Origin of the sequence: Streptantibioticus cattleyicolor NRRL 8057 = DSM 46488 (genome assembly GCF_000240165.1) — a bacterium.
In the GTDB taxonomy this organism is placed as follows: Bacteria; Actinomycetota; Actinomycetes; order Streptomycetales; family Streptomycetaceae; genus Streptantibioticus; species Streptantibioticus cattleyicolor.
On record NC_017586.1, the window covers coordinates 6,262,718 to 6,282,967 of the forward strand.

Annotated in this window: 17 protein-coding genes and 2 pseudogenes; 8 read left to right on the top strand and 11 right to left on the bottom strand. The window is 73.2% G+C overall.

Annotated features, from left to right (window positions below):
- Positions 1-885 precede the first annotated feature (885 nt).
- The 5 genes from wecB (at position 886) to SCATT_RS27475 (ending at position 7,126) form a co-directional block, all read left to right on the top strand.
- Entirely contained in the window at positions 886-2,052 is a 1,167-nt protein-coding gene (gene wecB, locus SCATT_RS27455; protein ID WP_014146504.1) for a non-hydrolyzing UDP-N-acetylglucosamine 2-epimerase, read from the top strand.
- Positions 2,053-2,105: 53 nt separating this feature from the next.
- On the top strand, positions 2,106-2,828 hold the full coding sequence (locus tag SCATT_RS27460; protein ID WP_014146505.1) for a hypothetical protein: 723 nt from the start codon (positions 2,106-2,108) through the stop codon (positions 2,826-2,828).
- A gap of 84 nt (positions 2,829-2,912) precedes the next feature.
- Positions 2,913-4,235: an FG-GAP repeat domain-containing protein gene (locus SCATT_RS27465; RefSeq protein WP_014146507.1), complete on the top strand. Its 1,323-nt coding sequence runs from the start codon at positions 2,913-2,915 to the stop codon at positions 4,233-4,235.
- 568 nt (positions 4,236-4,803) lie between these two features.
- Positions 4,804-6,129, top strand: a complete 1,326-nt coding sequence (locus SCATT_RS27470) for an acyltransferase family protein (RefSeq protein WP_014146508.1) — start codon at positions 4,804-4,806, stop codon at positions 6,127-6,129.
- A 166-nt stretch (positions 6,130-6,295) separates the two neighbouring features.
- Positions 6,296-7,126, top strand: coding sequence for an alpha/beta fold hydrolase (locus tag SCATT_RS27475; RefSeq protein WP_014146509.1), 831 nt, complete (start codon positions 6,296-6,298; stop codon positions 7,124-7,126).
- Here the strand turns inward: SCATT_RS27475 and SCATT_RS37775 are convergent.
- The 4 genes from SCATT_RS37775 to SCATT_RS27490 form a co-directional block, all read right to left on the bottom strand.
- Positions 7,042-7,656, bottom strand: a complete 615-nt coding sequence (locus tag SCATT_RS37775; RefSeq protein WP_014146510.1) for a cytidine deaminase — start codon at positions 7,654-7,656, stop codon at positions 7,042-7,044. The two genes, SCATT_RS27475 and SCATT_RS37775, sit on opposite strands and share 85 nt — an antisense overlap.
- Positions 7,657-7,774: 118 nt before the next feature.
- Positions 7,775-8,773 carry an MsnO8 family LLM class oxidoreductase gene (locus SCATT_RS27480; protein WP_014146511.1) on the bottom strand — a complete coding sequence of 333 codons (999 nt, stop codon included), beginning with the start codon at positions 8,771-8,773 and terminating at the stop codon, positions 7,775-7,777.
- Positions 8,773-9,339, bottom strand: coding sequence for a hypothetical protein (locus tag SCATT_RS27485; protein WP_014146512.1), 567 nt, complete (start codon positions 9,337-9,339; stop codon positions 8,773-8,775). The genes SCATT_RS27480 and SCATT_RS27485 overlap by 1 nt, the downstream gene beginning before the upstream one ends.
- Positions 9,340-9,535: 196 nt before the next feature.
- On the bottom strand, positions 9,536-10,429 hold the full coding sequence (locus SCATT_RS27490) for an alpha/beta hydrolase fold domain-containing protein (RefSeq protein WP_014146513.1): 894 nt from the start codon (positions 10,427-10,429) through the stop codon (positions 9,536-9,538).
- A gap of 257 nt (positions 10,430-10,686) precedes the next feature.
- Between SCATT_RS27490 and SCATT_RS27495 the strand changes: the two genes are divergently transcribed.
- Positions 10,687-11,559: a helix-turn-helix domain-containing protein gene (locus SCATT_RS27495; protein WP_014146514.1), complete on the top strand. Its 873-nt coding sequence runs from the start codon at positions 10,687-10,689 to the stop codon at positions 11,557-11,559.
- An 892-nt stretch (positions 11,560-12,451) separates the two neighbouring features.
- Here the strand turns inward: SCATT_RS27495 and gdhA are convergent.
- From gdhA to SCATT_RS27505, 3 genes are all read right to left on the bottom strand, one after another.
- The gene (gdhA, locus tag SCATT_RS27500; protein WP_014146515.1) at positions 12,452-13,804 is read right to left on the bottom strand and encodes an NADP-specific glutamate dehydrogenase; all 1,353 of its coding nucleotides are present in this window, start codon (positions 13,802-13,804) and stop codon (positions 12,452-12,454) included.
- A gap of 347 nt (positions 13,805-14,151) precedes the next feature.
- Entirely contained in the window at positions 14,152-14,307 is a 156-nt protein-coding gene (locus SCATT_RS39090; RefSeq protein WP_014146516.1) for a DUF6131 family protein, read from the bottom strand.
- A 149-nt stretch (positions 14,308-14,456) separates the two neighbouring features.
- Positions 14,457-14,624, bottom strand: coding sequence for a hypothetical protein (locus tag SCATT_RS27505; RefSeq protein ID WP_014146517.1), 168 nt, complete (start codon positions 14,622-14,624; stop codon positions 14,457-14,459).
- A gap of 302 nt (positions 14,625-14,926) precedes the next feature.
- Between SCATT_RS27505 and SCATT_RS27510 the strand changes: the two genes are divergently transcribed.
- Positions 14,927-15,112, top strand: coding sequence for a hypothetical protein (locus SCATT_RS27510; RefSeq protein WP_014146518.1), 186 nt, complete (start codon positions 14,927-14,929; stop codon positions 15,110-15,112).
- A 932-nt stretch (positions 15,113-16,044) separates the two neighbouring features.
- Positions 16,045-16,275 (top strand): alpha/beta hydrolase family protein, encoded by a 231-nt coding sequence (locus SCATT_RS38180; protein WP_014146520.1) that lies wholly within the window; start codon positions 16,045-16,047, stop codon positions 16,273-16,275.
- Between the two features lie 39 nt (positions 16,276-16,314).
- Here SCATT_RS38180 and SCATT_RS27525 read toward each other — a convergent pair whose 3' ends face one another.
- From SCATT_RS27525 to SCATT_RS40800, 4 genes and pseudogenes are all read right to left on the bottom strand, one after another.
- On the bottom strand, positions 16,315-17,085 hold the full coding sequence (locus tag SCATT_RS27525; protein ID WP_014626964.1) for an IS5/IS1182 family transposase: 771 nt from the start codon (positions 17,083-17,085) through the stop codon (positions 16,315-16,317).
- An 818-nt stretch (positions 17,086-17,903) separates the two neighbouring features.
- Entirely contained in the window at positions 17,904-18,569 is a 666-nt protein-coding gene (locus SCATT_RS27530; RefSeq protein ID WP_014146521.1) for a putative phosphothreonine lyase domain-containing protein, read from the bottom strand.
- Between the two features lie 75 nt (positions 18,570-18,644).
- A pseudogene (locus tag SCATT_RS40795) lies at positions 18,645-19,033 on the bottom strand (Tn3 family transposase); the annotation flags it as partial.
- Between the two features lie 237 nt (positions 19,034-19,270).
- Positions 19,271-19,396: pseudogene (locus SCATT_RS40800) on the bottom strand (helix-turn-helix domain-containing protein); the annotation flags it as partial.
- Positions 19,397-20,250: the final 854 nt, after the last annotated feature.

The following is a 20,250-nucleotide window of genomic DNA, read 5'->3' on the forward strand; positions in this document are numbered from 1 at the left end:
GGCCCCCGCCCGTTCCCCCACCCCCGGCCCCGGCCCCGAAGCCCGGCGGATACGCCTGCGGGGCCCGGGAGCGCCCTTCGCGGCAACGGGACGGCGGCGCCCCGGAAGAAGGGCCCCTGCCGCCGGGCCGGAACGCCCTCGCGGCCCGTGGCCGTGCCCGCGGCCCCCGCCCCGGCGGGACGCCCCCGGAGCCCGTCCGGACGCCGCCTGCGGGGGCACACGCCCGTGTCCCGTGACCGTGCCCGCCGCCCTGCCTGTGCAACTGCCGTGAACGACACGCCGGCCGGGCCTGCACGTCCGGCACCGCACGCAAGGGGGCCGCCCCCTTCCCGCCTGCCGCGCCGCCCTGTTCCCGGGCAACTCCCGTGACCGCCGCGCCCGTTCGGGCCGCAGCGCCGTCCCGCGTCAGCTCCCGCAGCCGTCCGCCTCCCCGGAACTCCTTGCGTGCCCGGCGTGTACAGCGCGTCCGGCGGCGTTTGCACACCCGCTTGCACACCGCGGTGGCGGTGCGGGCCGGGGTGCGGGGGCGGGTGCAGCCGCTGGTCACCGGGGGTACGGCGGCGGGGTGCGGGGCGGCGGGGCGGCAGGCGGGCGGGCGGGGCGGCGGGCGGGGCGGGGGGAGGAGGGCCGTTGACACCGAGATAGCTCACGGGAAAGCTATCTAGTGAGCGATCCGGGGAGCGGGAAACTCCCGCCCCCGGCGCAAGGCCCCCGCCCCACCGGCCGGGCGGCGCCCCGCACCACGCACCACGGGCGCCCCGGCCGCCGCGGAGGAGCACGGCACCACACGGCCCGTACCCCGGCCCGCGGCCCTCACCGGCCGCCACGGCCGGCCGCGGACCGGATGCGCCATCCGACCCCGATCCACCCGAAGGGAAGACACCCATGCGTTCGGTCACCGTTGTCCTGGGAACCCGTCCCGAGGCCATCAAGTTCGCCCCCGTCATCCGGGCCCTGGCCGACGACCCCCGGTTCACCCCCGTGGTGGTCTCCACCGGACAGCACCGCCAGATGCTCGACGACACCCTGCGCGCCTTCGGCCTCCAGCCCGACGTCGACCTGGGCGTGATGGCCCCCCGCCAGACCCTCTCCCAGGTCACCTACCGCTCCCTGCGCGGCCTGGAGAAGCACCTGGCCGGCCACCCCACCGACGCGGTCCTGGTGCACGGCGACACCGCCACCACCCTGGCCGGCGCGCTGGCCGGCTTCCACCACCGCATCCCCGTCGTCCACGTCGAGGCCGGCCTGCGCAGCGGCCACCTGGGCTCCCCCTTCCCCGAGGAGGGCAACCGCCGCCTGGTCGCCCAGGTCGCCGCCCTCCACCTGGCCCCCACCCCCGGCAACAAGGCCAACCTGCTGCGCGAAGGCATCGCCGAGGACACCATCGTGGTCACCGGCAACACCGTCATCGACGCCCTGCGCTGGGCCGGCGGACGCTCCCCGGACTTCGGCGACCCGGCCCTGGACGACCTCGACGACGACCCGCGCCGCATCGTCCTGGCCTCCGCCCACCGCCGCGAGGCATGGCCCCACCTGACCGACATCGCCCGCGCCCTGCACCTGATCGCCTCCGAACCCGGCGTGCGCGTCGTGGTCCCCCTGCACCGCAACCCCGTCGTCCGCGAGGCCATGCTCCCGGTCATCTCCGGCCACCCCGACATCACCGTCGTCGACCCCCTGCCCTACCTCGCCTTCTGCCGCCTGATGGCCCGCGCCGACATGATCGTCTCCGACTCCAGCGGCTCCCAGGAGGAAGGCCCCGCCCTGGGCAAACCCACCCTCGTCATCGGGGACGTCACCGAACGCGGGGAAGCCGTCACCGCCGGCACCGCACGCCTGGTCGGCAAGACCACCGACGGCATCGCCGGCGCCGCCCTGGAACTGCTGCGCGACAGCGACGCCTACCTGCGCATGGCCAACGCCGCCAACCCCTACGGCGACGGCCGCGCCACCGCCCGCACCGTCGCCGCCCTGGCCCACTTCTTCGGCGACGGCCCCGCGGTGGCCGAGTTCACCCCCGCCGCCCCGGCCCGCACCGCCGCCTACGCCTGAACCGCCCCGACACCCACGAGACCTGACGATACGTCAGCAACCCCGGAGCCGACATGAGCACCGCCACCGCCCCGGCCACCGTGACCCGGCTGAACTTCTCCGGCCCCCACCTGCGCGCCGACCTCGTCCGCCACGCCCGCGGCCACCTCGTCGAAGGCCAGGCCATCGTCGTCAACCCCACCCCGCACCCGGTCACCGTCGACCACCACCCCCGCAAACCGATCCCCGCACTGTCCTCGGCGATCCTGACCGACGCCCGCATCACCGCCGCCGACACCCTGCTGGTCATCCGCACCGGCCCCGTCCCCCGCCCCGCCGACGTCGCCGCCGCCCCGGCCTGGACCCGCCTGTCCGACCTGCTGCCCGGCTTCCCCGCCACCACCGCACTGTGGCGCAGCCGCCAGGACGACGCCGGCACCGTCCACTTCGACCCCGCCCACCTGCTGGGCGAGACCACCGTCCCCGCCGCCCCCCAGCCGTTCGCCGTGAAGGTCAACGCCTGGTACGCCCCGGCCGGCACCGACTGCGGCATCCACAACGAACACCCCTTCATCGAGGTCCACACCCAGACCCACGGCACCGGCCGCATGCAGAAGTTCGCCACCGCCGACCCCGCCACCCGCTACCTCGACCTGCCCATGGCCCCCGGCTACACCACCCCCGACCCCTTCTGCTCCACCACCCCCGACGGCACCTTCCGCTACCCGTGGCACCAGTACCGCGCCGACACCGACAGCATCTGGCTCGCCGTCGAGTACCACCGCGTCACCGCCTGACCCGCACCCCCGACACAACACAACACAACACGGCACAGCACCCGGCATCCGACCCGCACCACACCCGGCGAAGGAGCAACCGCGATGACCAGCAACCGCACCCCCGGCCTGCGCACCCCGAAGTTCACCCCGGAGGTCGTCGCCGACCAGCTGCGCGACGGCTACTGGCTCGAAGCCCCCGACATCGACGCCGACCACCGCCCCGACCTGTTCGGCTACGGCCTGCGGCTGGGGGAGATCTACTGGTACCACAACGACGGGCAGTGGACCCGCCGGCTGGTCACCGACCGCGTCCCCATGCCGGTCGGCGGCGACTACGCCGACATCACCGGCAACGGCCACCCCGACATCGTCTTCTGCTACGACCTGTACGGGCCGATCGGCACCATCCACGACGCCAACACCGCCGGCGGCAAGATCGACTGGCTGGAGAACCCGGGCGCCCCGCACAAGGACGAGTCCCGCTGGAAGCGCCACTACGTGGGCCGCGCCACCGGCATGCACCGGCTGCGGGTGGGCCACTTCACCCAGACCGAGCGCCTGGAGATCGTCGGGGTGCCGATCGTGGCCAAGGAGGACGTCCACGCCGTCCTGCCGGTGGTGATGTTCACCCAGCCCGACAACGTGCGCGAGGCCGAGGAATGGCCGATGACCATCGTCGACGACACCCACTTCCGCATGATCCACGGCGCCGAGAAGAAAAAGGGCCTCATCCCCGGCGACCCCGAACGCGACTCGCTGCTGTTCGCCTCCGACGAGGGCGTGACCTGGCTGTACTGGGACACCGGCACCCGGCAGTGGATCAGGAAACTCATCGGCACCGGCGAGCGCACCCAGTTCGAGCTGACCGGCTTCCGCGGCAGCGGGGACGTCAACGCCGGCCGCATCGGCGACGACCCGATGGCCTACGTCGCCGCGATCGAGCCCTTCCACGGCAACACCGTCGCCGTCTACACCAAGGCCACCGACGGCCCGGCCGGCGAGGTGGAGTGGAACCGCGTCCTGCTGGACGTCTACGGCGACCCCAACGAGAACGGCGAGGGCCCCGGCCACCAGATCGTCTGCGCCGACTTCGACGGCGACGGCGAGGAGGAGTTCCTGGTCGCCCTGCGCGGCCCGTGGCCCTGGCAGGGCGTGATGTACTACAAGGCCATCGACCTGAAGGCCGGCATCTGGGCCAAGTGGCGGGTCTCCGACGAGTCCGTGGCCCGCATCGCCACCGCCGACTTCAACGGCGACGGCCGCCTGGACTTCGCCACCATCGCCTACTCGGTCCAGAACTACTACGTCGCCAAGGACGCCAAACTGATGGTCTACCGCAACGCCATCGGCGACCAGGACCCCGCCGACACCCCGGAGCCCGACTTCGGCTTCGGCCCCGGATACGGCGAGTACGGCGAGCACTGACCCGCCGGCCCAGGGGGCGGCCCCCACCCCGGCCGCCCCCGGCCCGCCCCGGTACGCCACCGCCCCGCGAACCACCCCCGCACCACCGGGCGTTGACCCGGGCCCGTACCACCGGGGCTTCCGGGGACCGCCCGCGTACCGCACGGCCCCCGGGAACGGGCCCCGTACCACGGGCCGTTGAGCCCGGCCCCGTACCACCGGTGCTTCCGGGAACCGGCCCCGTACCACCAGGCCCCCGGGAACCGGCCCGCACCGCCGGCGATCCCGCCCCCGGCGCAGGCCGGGCCCCGTCCCCCCGGGGCCCCGGCGCGGGCGGCATCCGCAACCGCAGGGGCACCGGCACCGCCGGGGCCCGCCCGCCGCACCGGCCCCCACCGCCACCGCGGCCCGCACCACCCCACCCGCCAGTCTCCTGACACCACATCAGGAAGCGCGTCCCGTCCCCCACCCGGTGGCGCGCCCGGCGGAACGTTCTTCCCGCCCCCGCCGCCCGGCCGCGAACGTCCGGCCCGGCCGGCAGACCCCCTCGCACCCCGACATCCCATCCCGTCCCGAAAGGCTGAACGTCATGTCTTCGACCCGCTCTGTGACGGCCGGATCCGCCGCCGAGGCCAGACCCGCCGCACAGCCGGGGCGCCGCCCGCCGCTGCCGTCCCTGACCGGTCTGCGGTTCTTCGCCGCCTTGCTGGTCTTCTTCTTCCACTCCTCCCTGTCGAACTCCCCGATCCCGCCGAACGCGGCGATCAACCCGTTCGCCGACCACGGCCTGGCCGGCGCGGTGGAGACCTTGTTCAGCAAGTCCGGCTACGTCGGGGTGTCGTTCTTCTTCGTCCTGTCCGGCTTCGTGCTGGCCTGGGTGGCCAAGCCGGGGGAGCGGCCCACCGCCTTCTGGCGCCGCCGCCTGGTGAAGATCTTCCCCAACCACCTGGTGGTCTTCGCCGCCGCGATGGTGCTGTGGGCCGGGTCCTCGGTCACCGGGGTCGGCCAGTGGCTGCCCAACCTGTTCCTGCTGCACACCTTCTTCCCGCAGCCGCAGATCAACCTGTCGGTCAACCCGCCGACCTGGTCGCTGGGGAGCGAGCTGCTCTTCTACGCCCTCTTCCCGCTGATCGTCATCCCGATCCGCAAGATCGCCGAGAAGCGGCTGTGGCTGTGGGCGGGTGTGATGGTCGCCGGCATGGTCGGCGTCCAGCTCGTCGCGCAGTTCCTCATCCCCGCCACCCCGAAGTCGGCCATCACCCCCATCTCCGACATGCAGTTCTGGTTCGGCTACCTCTTCCCGCCCGGCCGGGTCTTCGAGTTCGCCCTCGGCATCATCCTGGCCCGCCTGGTGATGACCCGCCGCTGGCCGCACCTGCCGATCAGCGCCTGCCTGGTGCTGATGGCCGCCGGTTACGGCGCCGCGCTGCTGCTGCCGTTCCAGTACGGTTTCGTGGTCGCCACGATCATCCCGGTCGGCGCGCTGATCGCCACGGTCGCCCAGGCCGACACCGAAGGCCGCCCCACCCGGATGCGCGGCCCGGTGATGCAGTGGCTCGGTGAGGTCTCCTTCGGCTTCTACCTCGTCCAGGGCGTGACCATCTTCTACCTGCGCAAGCAGCTGCTGGGCACCCACACCTACTCCTGGCCGGTCGCGCTGGCGGTGGTCGCCTTGTTCTTCGCCGCCTCGCTGCTGGGCGGATGGCTGCTGCACCGCTACGTGGAGATGCCGGCCATGCGCCGCTGGAGCCGCTCGCGCCGCCGCCCCGCCCCCGCGTCGTCCGCCCCCGTGTCGTCCGCCGTGGCACCCGCTCCTGCCCCCGCCGCCACCGTCCCCGCTGCCTCCGCCGCCGCTGAACCGGTGCAACGGCACCACGGCACCGGGAAGGAGGAAGTCCTCGCCGACGTGACCTGACCTCACCAGCCGCCACGCCCCCGTCCACCGGCCGGGTGCACCCCCACCGCCGAAACGGGGGCGCACCCGGCCCTTCGCCACCCCGAGCCGGCCCCCGGACCACACCCGACCCGCGCCGCCGCCCCGCCCCCGTCCCGCCCCCCGACCGTCACCAGGAGCCCTTGCGATGACCCGCACCCCCGACCACCCGACCGCCCAGCCCGGCCGCCCGGCCGTCACCGGCAGCGTGCACGCCGGCGGCGCCGACATCGCCTACACCGCCGCCGGCCGCGGCCCGGGCCTGCTGCTCGTCCACGGCTCGACCGCCGACTCCGAGGCCAACTACGCCGGGCTGCGCCCGCTGTTGACCGGCCACCGCACCGTGATCACCGCCGACTACGCCGGCAGCGGCGCCACCGCCCTGCCGCCGGGCGGGGAGCTGACCGTGGACCTGCTGGCCGAGCAGATGGCCGCGGTGATCCGCGCGGCCGGCCCCGGCCCGGTCGACGTGGCCGGCGCCTCCCTGGGCGCGGTCGTCGCCGCCGCCCTGGCCGCCGCCCACCCGCACCTGGTGCGCCGCCTGGTCCTCATCGGCGGCTGGGCCCGCAACGACGACCCGCGCCAGCGCCTGGCCCTGGGCCTGTGGCACCACCTGGCCCGCACCGACCGCACCGCCTACCAGCAGTTCATCACCTTGCTGTCACTGTCCCCGCAGGCCCTGTCCGCGCTCGGACCGGACGGCATCGCCCGCGCCGCCGCAGCCGCCGAACCCACCGAAGGCGCCATCCGCCAGATCGAACTGGACCTGGCCGCCGACATCCGCGACCGCCTGCCGCACATCACCGCCCCCACCCTGGTCATCGGCGCCCGCCAGGACCAGGTCATCCCCGTCACCCACGCCCGCGAACTCCACCAGGCCATCGCCGGCTCCCGCTACGCCGAACTCGACTGCGGCCACAACATCCCCTTCGAAGCCCCCGCCGACCTCGCCCGCCTGATCGACACCTTCCTGACCTGACCCCCGCCCGCCCCCCGGTCCCGTCGCACCGGCCCCGCGCGCCCACCCGGGCACGCGGGGCCGGAGCGTTCCGGCCGCCGGCAAGGCCAGCGCGGGGCACCCTCGTCGAACGGCCAGACGTCGTCGGCGAACACCCGCGCGAACCAGTGCGGCTGGACGTCCCGCAGCCGCAGCGTGCGCCAGCGCCGCGGATCGGCCGGCTCGGGCACCGCGACCTGCACATCGGGCCCGTAGGCGAACAGCCGCTCCTGGCAGACACCGCACGGAGCCAGGATCCCGTACCCGGCCCCGGCCCCGGCAGCGGTCACGCACACCGACGCCACCACACGCCGCCCCCGCTTGAACGCCTCGCAGATCGCCCCCGTCTCATGACACAGCGCCACCGCGCTGTCGGGCGCCTGCGGGGCCGTACTGGTCAGCACCGTCCCGTCCTCCAGACGCAGCGCCGCCGCCCCGGACCACTGCCGCCCCGCGAAACGCGTACGCGCCAACTGGACCGCGGCATCCACCAGTTCCTGATCGACAGCCATGCCCGCACCGTAACCGACGCACCCCCCGCCGGGGGACTTCGGGCGCGCACGGGCCACGGCCCCGGAGGCAGGATGCCCCCGGGGCCGTCACGGCGCGGAACACGGAAGAGCGGGGCGCTCAGGCGGCCCCGGCGGTCACCACGCGGGCCGCGTCCGCCACGGTGGCGGGCGGGCGCAGCGCGAAGGCCTCGGCGAGCAGCTGGTAGGAACGCAGCCGGTCGGCGGGGTCGTGGGTGAGGGTGTTGACCACCACCTCCCGCACACCGTGGGCGGCGGCCAGTTCGCTGATGGCGGCGTGGACCTGCTCGGGGGTGCCGTGCAGCACCGAGGGACGGTGCACCGCGGCCCGCTCCCGTTCCCGGGAGGACCAGCGGTGGGCGCGCACGGTGGCCGCCGACGGCAGCGGACGGTCCTCGCCCAGGTCCTTGCGGGCCCGCCACAGCAGCATCGCGTCGGCCAGCTGCGTGGCCTTCGCCGCGGTGTCGGCGGTCACCGCGCGCACCGCCAGCACCCCCTGCCCGCCACCGTCCGCCACCGGCCCGGCGGCCAGCGCCTGCCGGTAGGCGGCGAACGCCGCACCCCCCGGCGCCGGCGCCAGGAAATGCGCGAAGGCGAACGAGGTCCCCAGCGCCCCGGCCAGCTGCGCCGAACGCGTCCCCGCCCCCAGCAGCCACACCTGCGGCGGCACCACCCCGGACGGCATCACCGCCTCGTGCGCGTCCCCGCCCGCACCCCCCAGGTAGGCCAGCACCTGCGCCACCTGCTCGGGGAAACGCTGCGCCGGCCCGCCGGCCCGCCCCAGCCCCAGATCGATCCGCCCCGGATACACCGCGGCCAGCACCTTGAACACCTCGGCGACCTTCACCGGGTCGTACCGCGGCAGCAGCACCCCTCCGGTGCCGATCCGCAGGTGACGGGTCCGCCCCAGCAGCACCGCCGCCAGGATCTCCGGGGCGCTGCCGGCGAACCCGGGGGAGTGGTGGTGCTCGGCCACCCACAGCCGGGTGAACCCCAGCACGTCCAGGGCCTGCGCCAGTTCCACCGAGGCGCCCACCGCCCCGGCCGCGGTGCCCTCCTCGGCCACCGGCGTCTGGTCCAGTACCGACAGGCGCAGCATCACCGCCGCCCCCCTTCCTCGACTCCACCGGCGGCCCGCGGGCCACCGGTGATCACCGGAACGATCTCGTAGGTGCGCTGGAAGACCAGGTTGTGCAGGTCGGAGGCGGCGATCGCCCGCAAGGTGGGCACCTCGTCGGCCGCCTGCTGCGCGGTGAAGACGTTCAGCGGCCAGTCGGCCACCGTCGCCCCGCGCAGATGCGGATGGTGGAAACCGGAACCGTAGAAGGCGTGCAGCGTCACCGGCGCGATCCGCTGCGCCCGCTGCTCGGGCCACGACAGCGTCCACGCGGCGGCCAGCGACCGGTCCGCGGTGCGCACCACCCCGGTGGCCTCCACCTGCCCGGTGTCCAGCATCAGATGGGTGTTGAACTCCTGGAGCACCTGCCGGGCATAGGGGTCCAGCAGCTCCACCGCGGTACGGAACAGCGCCTCCTTGCCCTGCCGGGAGGCCGCGTCACCGTGCCTCCCGTCCCGCAGGTCGCAAAAGTGCCGGACCAGCGCCTGCACCACCGGCGGCTGCGCGCCGGGGGCGGCCTGCCGGCCGGCGGGGGCGGGACTGCTCATCGAAACACACGCTCCTTCACACGAAACCGTCCGGACACCACCGCCCGGACCGGGAAGACACCACACCGGGGGACCGGCGCCCGCCGCCCCCTCCCGGGACCGTTGCGGCGACGGGCACACCCCCCCCGCACCCACATCAACACCGCGCACGCCCACACCCTGCGCCCACGCGCACCTGCGCTGCCCGCGTCGGCGGTCAGGCACCCCGGCCGGCCGCGGGCGCGGGAACCTCCAGCGCGCGCACCGCCGACCCCAGCCAGCGGCGCAGCGCGTTGCCGGCCGGCGCCCGCCCCGGCAGCCCCCGGCCCGCCGGGGCGATGAACGCGCCGTGGCCCAGCAGCGGGAACTCCCGCGTCACCACCGGCACCCCCGCCTGCCCCAGACGGCGCGCGTAGGTACGCGAGTCGTCGGCCACCGGGTCCCGCCCGCCGAAGGCGATCACCGCCGGCGGCAGCCCGGACAGCTGCGGCGCGTGCAGCGGCGTGCTGTACAGCCGTATGCCGTCCGCGGCCACCGGCTCCCCCTCCCCTTCGCCGCGGTAGTCGCGCCAGGCGGCCATCAGCCCTTCCCGGTCGGGGAAACCGCCGGGGTTGCGGTGGTAGGAGGGGGCCAGGCAGGCCGGGTCCAGCGGCGGGTAGGCCAGCACCTGCGCGGCCAGCGGCCGGCTACCGCCGTACCGGTCACGCCAGGCCAGGGCCGCCCCGGCGGCCAGTGTCCCGCCGGCGCTGTCCCCGCCCACGGCCACCCACGGCCGCCCGCCCGCACCGTCACCGGCCGCCTGCGCCCAGGCCCACTCCACCGCCGCCAGCACATCGCACAGCGCCGCCGGATGCCGGTGCGCCGGCGCCAGCCGGTACTCCACACCCACCACCCGGGCCCCGGACTGCACCGCCAGGTCCGCGCACGCCTCCTGCCAGCCGGCCACCGACCCGGCCCGCCAGCTGCCGCCGTGCGCCCACACCAGCCACCGGCCCCCCTGCACCCCGCCGGCCGGGCACAGCACCCGTACCGGCACCCGGCGGCCGTCACCCGGCACGGTCCCGGACTGCCACACGACGCCGTCCGGCGCCGGCGATGCGGTGGGGGTCATGGCCATCCTCCTCGCGAAACCAGCAATCGGCACAACACAACAACACGGGTACGACACAACACCGCGGACACGACACAACAAGGCACACAGCACAGCGGCCCGCTCCGGCACTCCGCGGTGACACCACCTCAGAATGCGCCCCGCCGGGCGGCGTTACCCAGCCACCTGGGCAAGGTAGGCGCCGCCAGGGTAGGAACGCGCAGGGTACGCACGCCAGGGACACCCTGCCCGGCCGCCGGCGGGCGACACTGAAACACATGGACACCTCAGCCGAACTGGGAGAATTCCTGCGCAGCCGGCGTGCCCGGCTGCGTCCCGCGGACGTCGGACTGCCCCCGCACACCGCCCGCCGCAAGGTCACCGGGCTGCGCCGGGAGGAACTGGCCATGCTCGCCGGGGTGAGCCTGGCCTACTACACCCGCCTCGAACAGGGCGCCGCCGGCGCGGTCTCCGACCAGGTGCTGGCCTCCCTGGCCCGCGCCCTGCGGCTGACCGAGGAGGAAGGCACCCACCTGCGGGCCCTGGCCCGCGCCGCCCGCCGCCCGCCCCGCACCTCCCGCACCCCGGCCGCACAGGAGTGCGCCCGCCCGGCCACCCGCCGCCTGATCGGCGCGATGGACACCGTCCCGGCCCTGGCCGCCGACCGGCGCGGCGACGTGCTGGCCTGGAACCGGCTGGGCCACCTGCTGTTCGCCGGCCACCTGGCCGCCGACAGCCCCGACCGCCCCGCCGACCGCCCCAACCTGGCCCGCCTGCTCTTCCTCGACCCGCACACCCGCGAACTGTTCACCCGCTGGGAGACCGAGGCCCGCGACACGGTCGCCGCCCTGCGCCGGGCCGCCGCCCGCCACCCCGAAGACCGCCGCCTGGCCGCCCTGATCGGCCGGCTCTCCCTGGACAGCCCGCAGTTCGCCGCCTGGTGGTCCCGCCACCCGGTCCGCCCCTGCGCCGGCCCCCAGGTCCCCCTGCACCACCCCGTCGTCGGCCCGCTGACCCTCACCCGGCAGACCATGCGCCTGACCGACGACTCCGGCCACCGCCTGATGCTCTTCACCGCCGAACCCGGCTCCCCCTCGCACGCCGCCTTGTGCCTGCTCGCCCGCTGCGCCGCCGAACCCCGCGCCGCCTGACCCCCGCCGCGATACGCTGCCCCGCCACCCACCAGCGAACGGACACCCCCACCGCCGGGGGACCGCCGCACGGACGGTGACATCCGCCGGGCCTGCTTGGCGCGGTGCCGCCGGGGACGTCCACCGGCCCCGCCGCACACCAGACAGCGCCGCCGGGTACGGCCAGGCCGGGCACCGGCGGGCGAAGGACCCGCGGCCACTTCCCTGGAAGCGGCGCCGCCCCGGCCCGTCCGGCGCGCTGCCGACGAGGGGGCAGCCCCACCGGGCACCGGCGGACGAAGGGCCCGCGGCCATGCTCAGGGACGGCACCCGTACCCCGGCGCGCTGCCGCCGGGGGAACCGCCGCACCGGACAACGGCGGGCGGGAGTATCCGCCGGGCTCCTTTCGGACAGGCCGCCCCCGGGGGCCGCTTCGCGCCGTGCCGCGGAACGACCACCGGTCCCGCCGCACGCACACCGACAGCGCCACCCGGTGCGGCCAGGCCGCGCCACCGGCGGCGGCAAGGGCCCGCAACCACGTTCGCTGGAAGCGGCACCGCCCGGCCCGCCTGGCGCGCTGCCGACGAGGGGGCAGCCCCACCGGGCACCGGCGGACGAAGGGCCCGCGGCCATGCTCGGGGACGGCACCCGCACCCCGGCGCGCCCCCGCCGGTGACAGCCGCCGCGCCGGGCACCGGCGGACGGTGACATCCGCCGGGCTACCTCCGGCCCGGGCCGCCCCCGGCCCCTTTCCCGGCCGGCCACCCGGGCCGGGCCGGCCCCCCGGCGGGACGGCGCCCGCTCCGGGCCCGGGGCCGCGGCCACCCCGCCGGCGCAGCCCCCGCCCCCGCCCCCGGGGGAGCGCGGCCCGCACCCGCAGGGCGCCCCCGCGGGCGGCGCCCCTCAGAACCCCTCAGATCACGCCCTGCGCCAGCATCGCCTCGGCGACCCGCTCGAACCCGGCGATGTTGGCCCCGGCCACGTAGTCGCCGGGCACCCCATAACGTTCGGCGGTGGCGGCGCAGGTGTCGTGGACCGAGCGCATGATGGCGTCGAGTTCGTCCTCGGCGCGGGCGCCGCTCCACTGCTCGCGGGCGGCGTTCTGCCGCATCTCCAGGGCGCTGACGGCGACCCCGCCGGCGTTGGCGGCCTTGCCGGGGCCGAAGACCACCCCGTTCTCCTGGAGCAGACGCACCGCCCCCGGCGTGGCGGGCATGTTGGCGCCCTCGGCGACCGCCTTGACCCCGCCGCGCAGCAGGGCACGGGCCCCGTCGGCGTCGAGCTCGTTCTGCGTGGCGCACGGCAGGGCGACGTCGGCGGGCACGTCCCACACCCGCCCGCCGGCCACGTACCGCGCCGAGCCGCCGCGCGCCTGGGCGTAGGCGCTGATCCGGGCCCGGTCACGCTCCTTGACCTGCTTGAGCAGCGCCAGGTCGATGCCCTTGTCGTCGACGACGTAACCGCCGGAGTCCGAGGCGGTCACCACGTTCGCGCCGAGCGCCTGCGCCTTCTCGATCGCGTACAGGGCGACGTTGCCGGAGCCGGAGACCACCACCTGCCGGCCGTCCCAGTCCTGGCCGCGGCTGCGCAGCAGGTGGCCGGCGAAGAGCACGACCCCGTACCCGGTGGCCTGGGTACGGGCCGCCGAGCCGCCCCACAGCAGGCCCTTGCCGGTCAGGGCGCCGCCCTCCCAGCGGTTGGTGATGCGCCGGTACTGGCCGAACAGGTAGCCGATCTCGCGGCTGCCGACGCCGATGTCGCCGGCCGGCACGTCGGTGTGCGCGCCGATGTGCCGGTGCAGTTCGGTCATGAACGACTGGCAAAAACGCATCACCTCCGCGTCGGAACGGCCGCGCGGATCGAAGTCGGAGCCGCCTTTCCCGCCGCCGATGCCGAGCCCGGTGAGGGCGTTTTTGAAGATCTGCTCGAAGCCCAGGAATTTCACGATCCCCAGGTTCACCGAGGGATGGAACCGCAGGCCGCCTTTGTAGGGGCCCAGCGCGCTGTTGAACTCCACACGGAATCCGCGGTTCACCTGGACGGCACCGGAATCATCCTGCCAGGGAACGCGGAACATCACCTGGCGTTCGGGTTCCGTGATCCGCTCCAGCAGGGCGGCCCGGCGGAACTCGGGGCGGGCGTCGAGAAGCGGCCCGAGCGATTCGAGCACTTCACGCACCGCCTGGTGGAATTCGGCTTCCCCCGGGTTCCGGCGTACGAGCTGTTCCTCCAGTGCCGCGTGCCAGGGCGAGGTGGGATGAGGCATCGTCGTGGGAATCCTGTCCGCCGTCGGAGTGGGACACATTGGATGGGCATGACAAACGCCGGTCCATGGTCCCGGCCCCCGCCCGGACGGGCAAGACACCCCCGGCCCCGGTGAGAGCAACCCCACACCCCCACCCCGCCCCGCGGTCCCTGCGCGCCGGCGCAGGACGGCGGCCCGCGCCGCGGTACTGCGGCGCGGGCCGTGGCCGCAAAGCCCGCCGACAGGGCCTCCGGCGACAGGCCGGGGCCGGTGACGGGCTGACGGACGACGGGCCGGCAACGCGGCCCGGCGGGGACGGGCTCCCCCGGGGGCGCTGCTCCTTCCCACGCCCCGGGAGCCCTGCGGACCTACCAGTAGTGGCGCCGGCCGCCGACCGCGTGGCCCAGGGAGCCCAGCAGCCACAAGATCGCCCCGATCACCAGCAGAATGATGCCGATGGTCCACAAGATGGCGATCTTGGCCACGAATCCGACGACGAGGAGGATGATGCCGAGGACGATCACTTTGTCCTCCGATCTCGCAGTGCGCTTTCTTTATCACTCTCGTCCCGCCGGGCCCCGCAGGCAAGCCCAGTACCCTTGATCCCCAGGTATCTCGGCCTGCGCAGTTTTCCGACGGAAAACGTTGCTCTTTCCGTTACCGGCCGCACCGCTCACCACCGGTACCAGCGACGCCTGCTCCCGGTGTCGGCAGCCCGGAAAACAAATCCCAGCAGCCACACCACCGCCACCACGACGGCGATCCACCACAGCACCTTGACGGCGAATCCGAGCCCGAACAGCAGCAGAGCCAGCAGAAGAACGAGCAGCAACGGGACCATGGTTGTCCACCTCCGATCCGGCGGGTGCCCGCAACTGCCTTGTCCATGCCGCCGAATGACAATTCCCGCCCCCACGCCCCCCCGCCACCCGCAGCCGACCCGCACCGCGAGCTGACAGCACCTCACCCCCGCCCCCCGGACACACAAACCCCCACCCAGGAAGACGACCCACACCCGGCCAAGACCACCGCCTCCCCGGCAAACCCCCCTCACGTGTCACAATCAGGGCCAATACCGCACCGTGACAGGAATCTGCCGCCGGTGGGGTCTCCCGGACGAAGACCGGCAAGGGAGGCCATGTCATGGACGCACACCACGCAACACCGCACCCCGCACCACCCGGCACCGCCGCCATCCCCCCGCCGGACCACCCCCCGGCCCCCCGCCCCCTGGGCACACTGCTGCGCAAGGCCGCCTCCCTCGCCGCCGGAGCCACCCTCAGCGCCCTGGTCCGCCTCGCCGTCGAACACCTGGCCAGAGCCCTGTGACCGCCCCCCGCACCCCCCACCGGCGGATCACCCACACCCTCACCACCGCCCTGCTCACCGCCGGAAGAACGCCGACGACATGGGCAAATTCAATGCCGCTCAACACACCCCACCGCCCATCACCACCACCGGCCACACCTACCAGCCACCCCACCCCCTGCCCCACGCCGCCCCCGGCACCCTGATCGCCGCCACCGACCACGGCCCCGACCCCCACCTGGCCAACGCCCACCGCTGGACCGTCCTCTACCACACCACCAACACCCACGGCACCGACACCCCCGTCAGCGGCACCCTCCTCGAACCCCCGGCCCCCACCCCCGGCGGACGCCCCGTCATCTCCTGGGCCCACGGCACCACCGGCATCGACGACGCCTGCGCCCCCTCCCACACCCCCGACCTCGGCCACCCCGCCTACGCCCGCCAAATCACCACCTACCTCCACGCCGGCTACACCATCGCCGCCACCGACTACCCCGGCCTGGGCACCCCGGCCCGCACACCTACCTCGTCGGCACCGACGAAGGCAACGCCGTCACCGACATCGTCACCACCGCCCACCACCTCCTGCCCCACCTCGCCCCCACCTGGTTCGCCATCGGCCACTCCCAAGGCGGCCAAGCCGCCCTCTTCGCCGCCCGCACCCCCCACCACCCCCCCGCCGCCACCATCGCCATCGCCCCCGCCAGCCACCTGGAAGCGATGCTCCCCGGCATCATCGCCTCCACCAACACCAACGCCATCTCCTTCGCCCTGTACTCCCTGGCCGGACTGGCCGCCACCAACCCCCACACCCCCTGCCCGACCTCCCCCCACCCGCCACCGCCGCCCTCCACCGCTGCACCAAAGACGGCTTCCCCACCCTCAACCACCTCACCCCCCGCCAAGCCCTCCCCCTCACCCCCGCCCAACTCACCCGCACCACCCGCCAGATGGCCGCCTACGGCGACCCCGACCACGCCCCCGTCCCCGGCCCCGTCCTCCTCCTCCAAGGCACCGACGACCACGACGTACCTCCCGCCTGGACCGACGACATCACCCGCCACCTCCGCGCCCTCGGCTCCCCCTCCATCACCCAGCACACCTACCCCGGAGCCGACCACGACCAGATCCTGACCGCCTCCACCTGCGACACCCTCACCTACCTAAGGGCTGTCCCGTAAATGATCTCTGACGGGTCTGGTGGCCTGCTGGTTTCTGCGTCACCCGGCAAGGACGAGGTTGTGCAGGCGGGCGATGCCGAGCATGGCGTGCTGGACGCCGTCGCCCTTCAGCCGGCAGTCGCGAAGGATCTTCCAGCCCTTCATCCGGGCGAAGACGTGCTCTACACGGGCGCGGACTTTGCGGTGGGAGGCGTTGTGCTCCTCCTTCCATTCCGGGAGTTCGGTCTGGCCCTTCTCGCGGCGGTGCGGGATGACCAGGCCGGTGCCCCGGTAGCCGCCATCTGCGATGACCGTGGTCTTGCCGACGGCGTCTTTCGCGCCGGACAGCTCCCACGCCTTGCAGTCGTTGCGGTTGCCTGCGACTGGTCGGCCGACCGCGACGACGAGCCGGGTGTCGGCGTCGATGACGACCTGGTGGTTGGTGGAGTACCGGTAGTTCTTGGACTGCTCGGCGATGGTGTGGTCACGGGTGGGAACGAGGGTGCCGTCCACGATGAGCACGGTGTCCTTGCGGAACCGCTTGCGCTGCTGGAGCGCGAGCGCGGGCCCGAGGTGGTCGATGATGCGGTCGGCCGCCGACTTGGACACCCCGAACAGCGGGGCCAGTTGGCGCAGGGTCAGGTTCGTCCGCCAGTACGCGGCGATCAGGAGCACGCGGTCCTCCAGCGGCAGGCTCCATGGCCGACCCTTGCGCACCGGGTCCACACCCTCACGCCGGAGCGCGGTGATCAGCTTGCCGAACTGGCGCGGGCTCAGCCCAGTGAACGGGGCTATCCAGGAGGGCTCAGACGCCGTGATCACACCAGACACAGCCAGATCATCTCACCCGTGACCAGCAGTTACGGGACAGCCCTTACCCGCCCACCACGGCCGCCCCACCACCTGCACCCCCAACACCCCCCCACCCAACCGGAACCTGACCACCAGAAAAGCCCGAACAACCGAAAAACTCGTAACCACAGGCAGCCAAGGCCGCCCCACCACAGGCGCATCAACGACCCACCAACTGACGGCGGCCCCGGCACCACCCGCGAGCCGAACCAACACACCAGCCGGCCACACACCCGCCCCCGGAGACACGCCCGATGCGCTAACGGACGAAAGCGAACAACACCAGCCGGCCGCAACCCCCGGGCAACGGCGGGGAACAAACGCACCGGGCCGGTAAGCCGATCGCACGGACGCCCGACGAAATGACCGACGGCATCAGCCAGCACCAACTCCAACCCCAGTCTGCACACACGCCCGCACACCCGACACCCGCACTCCCGCTGCGACGACGAACCGCCGACAGCCCCCCAGACCGCAAGACAGACGACCACAAAACGAACCACCTGCCACCCGACACCAGCACCGACCACCACCCCGGGCCAAGCCACCGCCGCCACGACGGCTACGACCCCAGACCCGCCACACATCGCCCGCTGCCGCCCCGGCACACCACCGCCGCGCGAACCGAACAGACCCCCCGACCAGAACCCACACAGACAACCACGACCAACCGCCACCACGATCCAGGAAACAACCCGGGCCACCCGCAACCTCCCCCCACCGGGCCCCACCCCCACCCCCACCCCCACCCCCACCCCCGCACCCCCTGCGGGCCCCGGCCGGGCGCGGACATCGGCTCAGCCCCGGCGGAGCGCCTGGGAGCAGCCGGAGACATCGCTGAAGGAGATGTGGCCGGCCTCCAGCCGCTCGGGATGGACACCGCCCAGGGGACCGCCCTGGCAGCCCTCGCCGTGCCCGGCCCCGCACTTCGGGCACCGGCCCGTACGGCGCGGGTCGTCCGTACCCCCAGCCGCGACCGCGGCAGCCGGTACGGCGGCGGATTCACGGTCCATCTCCCGGCCGACCGACCACGAAGGCACGTCGATGGCGACAGTCCCCGGCGGCGAGTACCAATACAGAGCCCCGCGCCCGTACAGGCCCCGAGCCGTGTCGCAGTCCCGCTTGTAGTCGATCCAGCCGTGAACACCGAGTTCCCGCAGCACGGTCAGGATGCGGCGCAGGTCATCGAGGTCGCGGTAGTCACGGGTGTAGACGCACGCCCGCGTGAAATCCTTCAGCACCTTGGACTGGGTGCCGAGATAGCCATCGATCGTGGCACCCCTGATCCGCTCCCACAACTCCTGGTCGATGCCTTTGGGCATCCACTTCCCGGTCACCCGGTTACCGAACTCATCCAAACCCTCGTCGAGCCGTTCGGGAGCAAGGACCCGGTCGGTCCACCCCAGACTCTTCGGGAGCGGCAGCCCGGCCCCGCTCGCAGGCCCGTCAGCAGTCGAAGGCATCGGCCCCCACTCCTCCCATCCCTCGTCATCCTCGTCGTCCCCCAACCCCGGGGCATCCGAGCCGCGCAGCAGTCACAGGCCCCCACCGGCCAGGACGGACCCGGTGAAGCCATAGCAGCCCAGCACGTTGAAGTTCTTTGAAGTTCTTGTGCTTCAACGGCGACAACCCAGCGACGCCCTCGTCCCGGATCTCGTGGCCCCCGGCCCACAACTGAGCGACAGCAGCGTCGATGTACCCAGTGGTCCACAGCACACCGCATTCACGACCAGGCCGAGCGCGCCGAACTGGTCCGCCCCCGCCCCCGGTACACCTGGTGGATGGTGCCGCACTTGCCGTGGCACACGTCCCGGGCGAGCCTGTGGCGGGATTCCTGCACGGTGAGCTGCCGGTTCATCTGACGGCGGTAGGTGTCGTCGACCGGGTCGACCACCGCCAGCAGACGCAGCGTCTTGGCGACCCGACCTGCAGAGCGTCTTGAAGCGTCGGGGGGCCAGGTGTACAATCTACGCCCCTGTCGCCAACCGGGACGCCACCACCAGTGGTCGGCCATACGCGAGTGCGAAGCGGACATGATTTGCGTTTCCCATCGGATCGTCAGGGGTGTGTTACAGGGTGAACCCGGCTCGTTCAGGGCTTCCTTGCCCTTGCCCTTGCCCTTGCCCTTGCCCTGGACGGGTGTTTGACCGAGCAGTTCGTCGAGGATGATGCCCATCGCTTGGGCGAGTGCGGCGGCGACACCGTGGTCCAGTGCTCGGTCGCCGTTTTCGATTTCGGAAAGGAGAGAGAGGGAGATACCTGCTTTGCGAGCCGGCTTCGCCTGGCTCATATCGCGTGTCTTGCACAGGACAGCGACGTTCTGGCCCGGCCCAGGGGTTCCTCGTCAGCTCCGTCATGGTCCTTCTCTTCCCGTGCGTAGGCGGTCGTACCGTATCCATCGTCCCAAGATCCGTGATCTGCCTCTGACGCTTGTGCAAAAACTATGCAAGTTGCTTGATCTGTCGCGTCGTTGAATGAGGTGGCAGGGTGTTGGATAGCTGGGGACAACGTGGGGGAGTGGCCTGTGGCGGGGTCGGACAGCGGAGGTGGCGGCGGTGCTTGCTGATCCGCGGACCAAGTACGTCAGTACGACACCTACGCCAGATGTCCATGCCGCCTGGGATGGTGCGTCGTTTTGTGGTCGTGCGGGTGCGTGCCTGGGGTCTGGATGAGGTTGAGGATGTTGCTCGGTTGGTTGCCAGTGAGCTGGTGACCAATGCTGTCCGTCATGCCGCGTCCGGGTCGGGTAAGGGATTCTTGTCTGCGGTTGCTGGCGGCCCAGTGTGCTGGTCATGGTGCGGTGCCTGGGCGCGGTTCGCTGTGGATTGTTGCGTTGTCGCGGATGTGGGTGGCTTGGCAGGGGGCTGAGAGTTCGAAGTCGGTGGCTGCGTTGCTGGGGCGCGGTGGCGGCGGGGGAGTGGAAGGAGTTTTTGATCTTTCGGGCTTCCTTGTTTCTTAGGGATTTGGTAGCGGGTTTTGTTTGCAGTGCCGCCGCGGAGCGGCGGAGCGTCATGTCTGAGAGAGCATGAGGGACTAGTGTGTTTTATGTGTTGCTGTGTCAGGCGGTTTCTTTCCTGTGAAGTGTGGGCCCCACCGGAAATATGACGCAACGTCAGGTTAGCGGGATTGCGGCCGACGGCGTCC

Bases quoted from the DNA above. Each gene is read 5' to 3' on its own strand.
- SCATT_RS38180 (WP_014146520.1), top strand. From the start codon at position 16,045: ATGGCCGCCTACGGCGACCCCGACCACGCCCCCGTCCCCGGCCCCGTC.
- SCATT_RS27470 (WP_014146508.1), top strand. From the start codon at position 4,804: ATGTCTTCGACCCGCTCTGTGACGGCCGGATCCGCCGCCGAGGCCAGA.
- SCATT_RS27530 (WP_014146521.1), bottom strand. From the start codon at position 18,569: ATGCCTTCGACTGCTGACGGGCCTGCGAGCGGGGCCGGGCTGCCGCTC.
- SCATT_RS27475 (WP_014146509.1), top strand. From the start codon at position 6,296: ATGACCCGCACCCCCGACCACCCGACCGCCCAGCCCGGCCGCCCGGCC.
- SCATT_RS27510 (WP_014146518.1), top strand. From the start codon at position 14,927: ATGGACGCACACCACGCAACACCGCACCCCGCACCACCCGGCACCGCC.
- SCATT_RS27490 (WP_014146513.1), bottom strand. From the start codon at position 10,429: ATGACCCCCACCGCATCGCCGGCGCCGGACGGCGTCGTGTGGCAGTCC.
- SCATT_RS27460 (WP_014146505.1), top strand. From the start codon at position 2,106: ATGAGCACCGCCACCGCCCCGGCCACCGTGACCCGGCTGAACTTCTCC.
- SCATT_RS37775 (WP_014146510.1), bottom strand. From the start codon at position 7,656: ATGGCTGTCGATCAGGAACTGGTGGATGCCGCGGTCCAGTTGGCGCGT.
- SCATT_RS27495 (WP_014146514.1), top strand. From the start codon at position 10,687: ATGGACACCTCAGCCGAACTGGGAGAATTCCTGCGCAGCCGGCGTGCC.
- SCATT_RS27505 (WP_014146517.1), bottom strand. From the start codon at position 14,624: ATGGTCCCGTTGCTGCTCGTTCTTCTGCTGGCTCTGCTGCTGTTCGGG.
- SCATT_RS27485 (WP_014146512.1), bottom strand. From the start codon at position 9,339: ATGAGCAGTCCCGCCCCCGCCGGCCGGCAGGCCGCCCCCGGCGCGCAG.
- gdhA (WP_014146515.1), bottom strand. From the start codon at position 13,804: ATGCCTCATCCCACCTCGCCCTGGCACGCGGCACTGGAGGAACAGCTC.
- SCATT_RS27465 (WP_014146507.1), top strand. From the start codon at position 2,913: ATGACCAGCAACCGCACCCCCGGCCTGCGCACCCCGAAGTTCACCCCG.
- SCATT_RS27480 (WP_014146511.1), bottom strand. From the start codon at position 8,773: ATGCTGCGCCTGTCGGTACTGGACCAGACGCCGGTGGCCGAGGAGGGC.
- wecB (WP_014146504.1), top strand. From the start codon at position 886: ATGCGTTCGGTCACCGTTGTCCTGGGAACCCGTCCCGAGGCCATCAAG.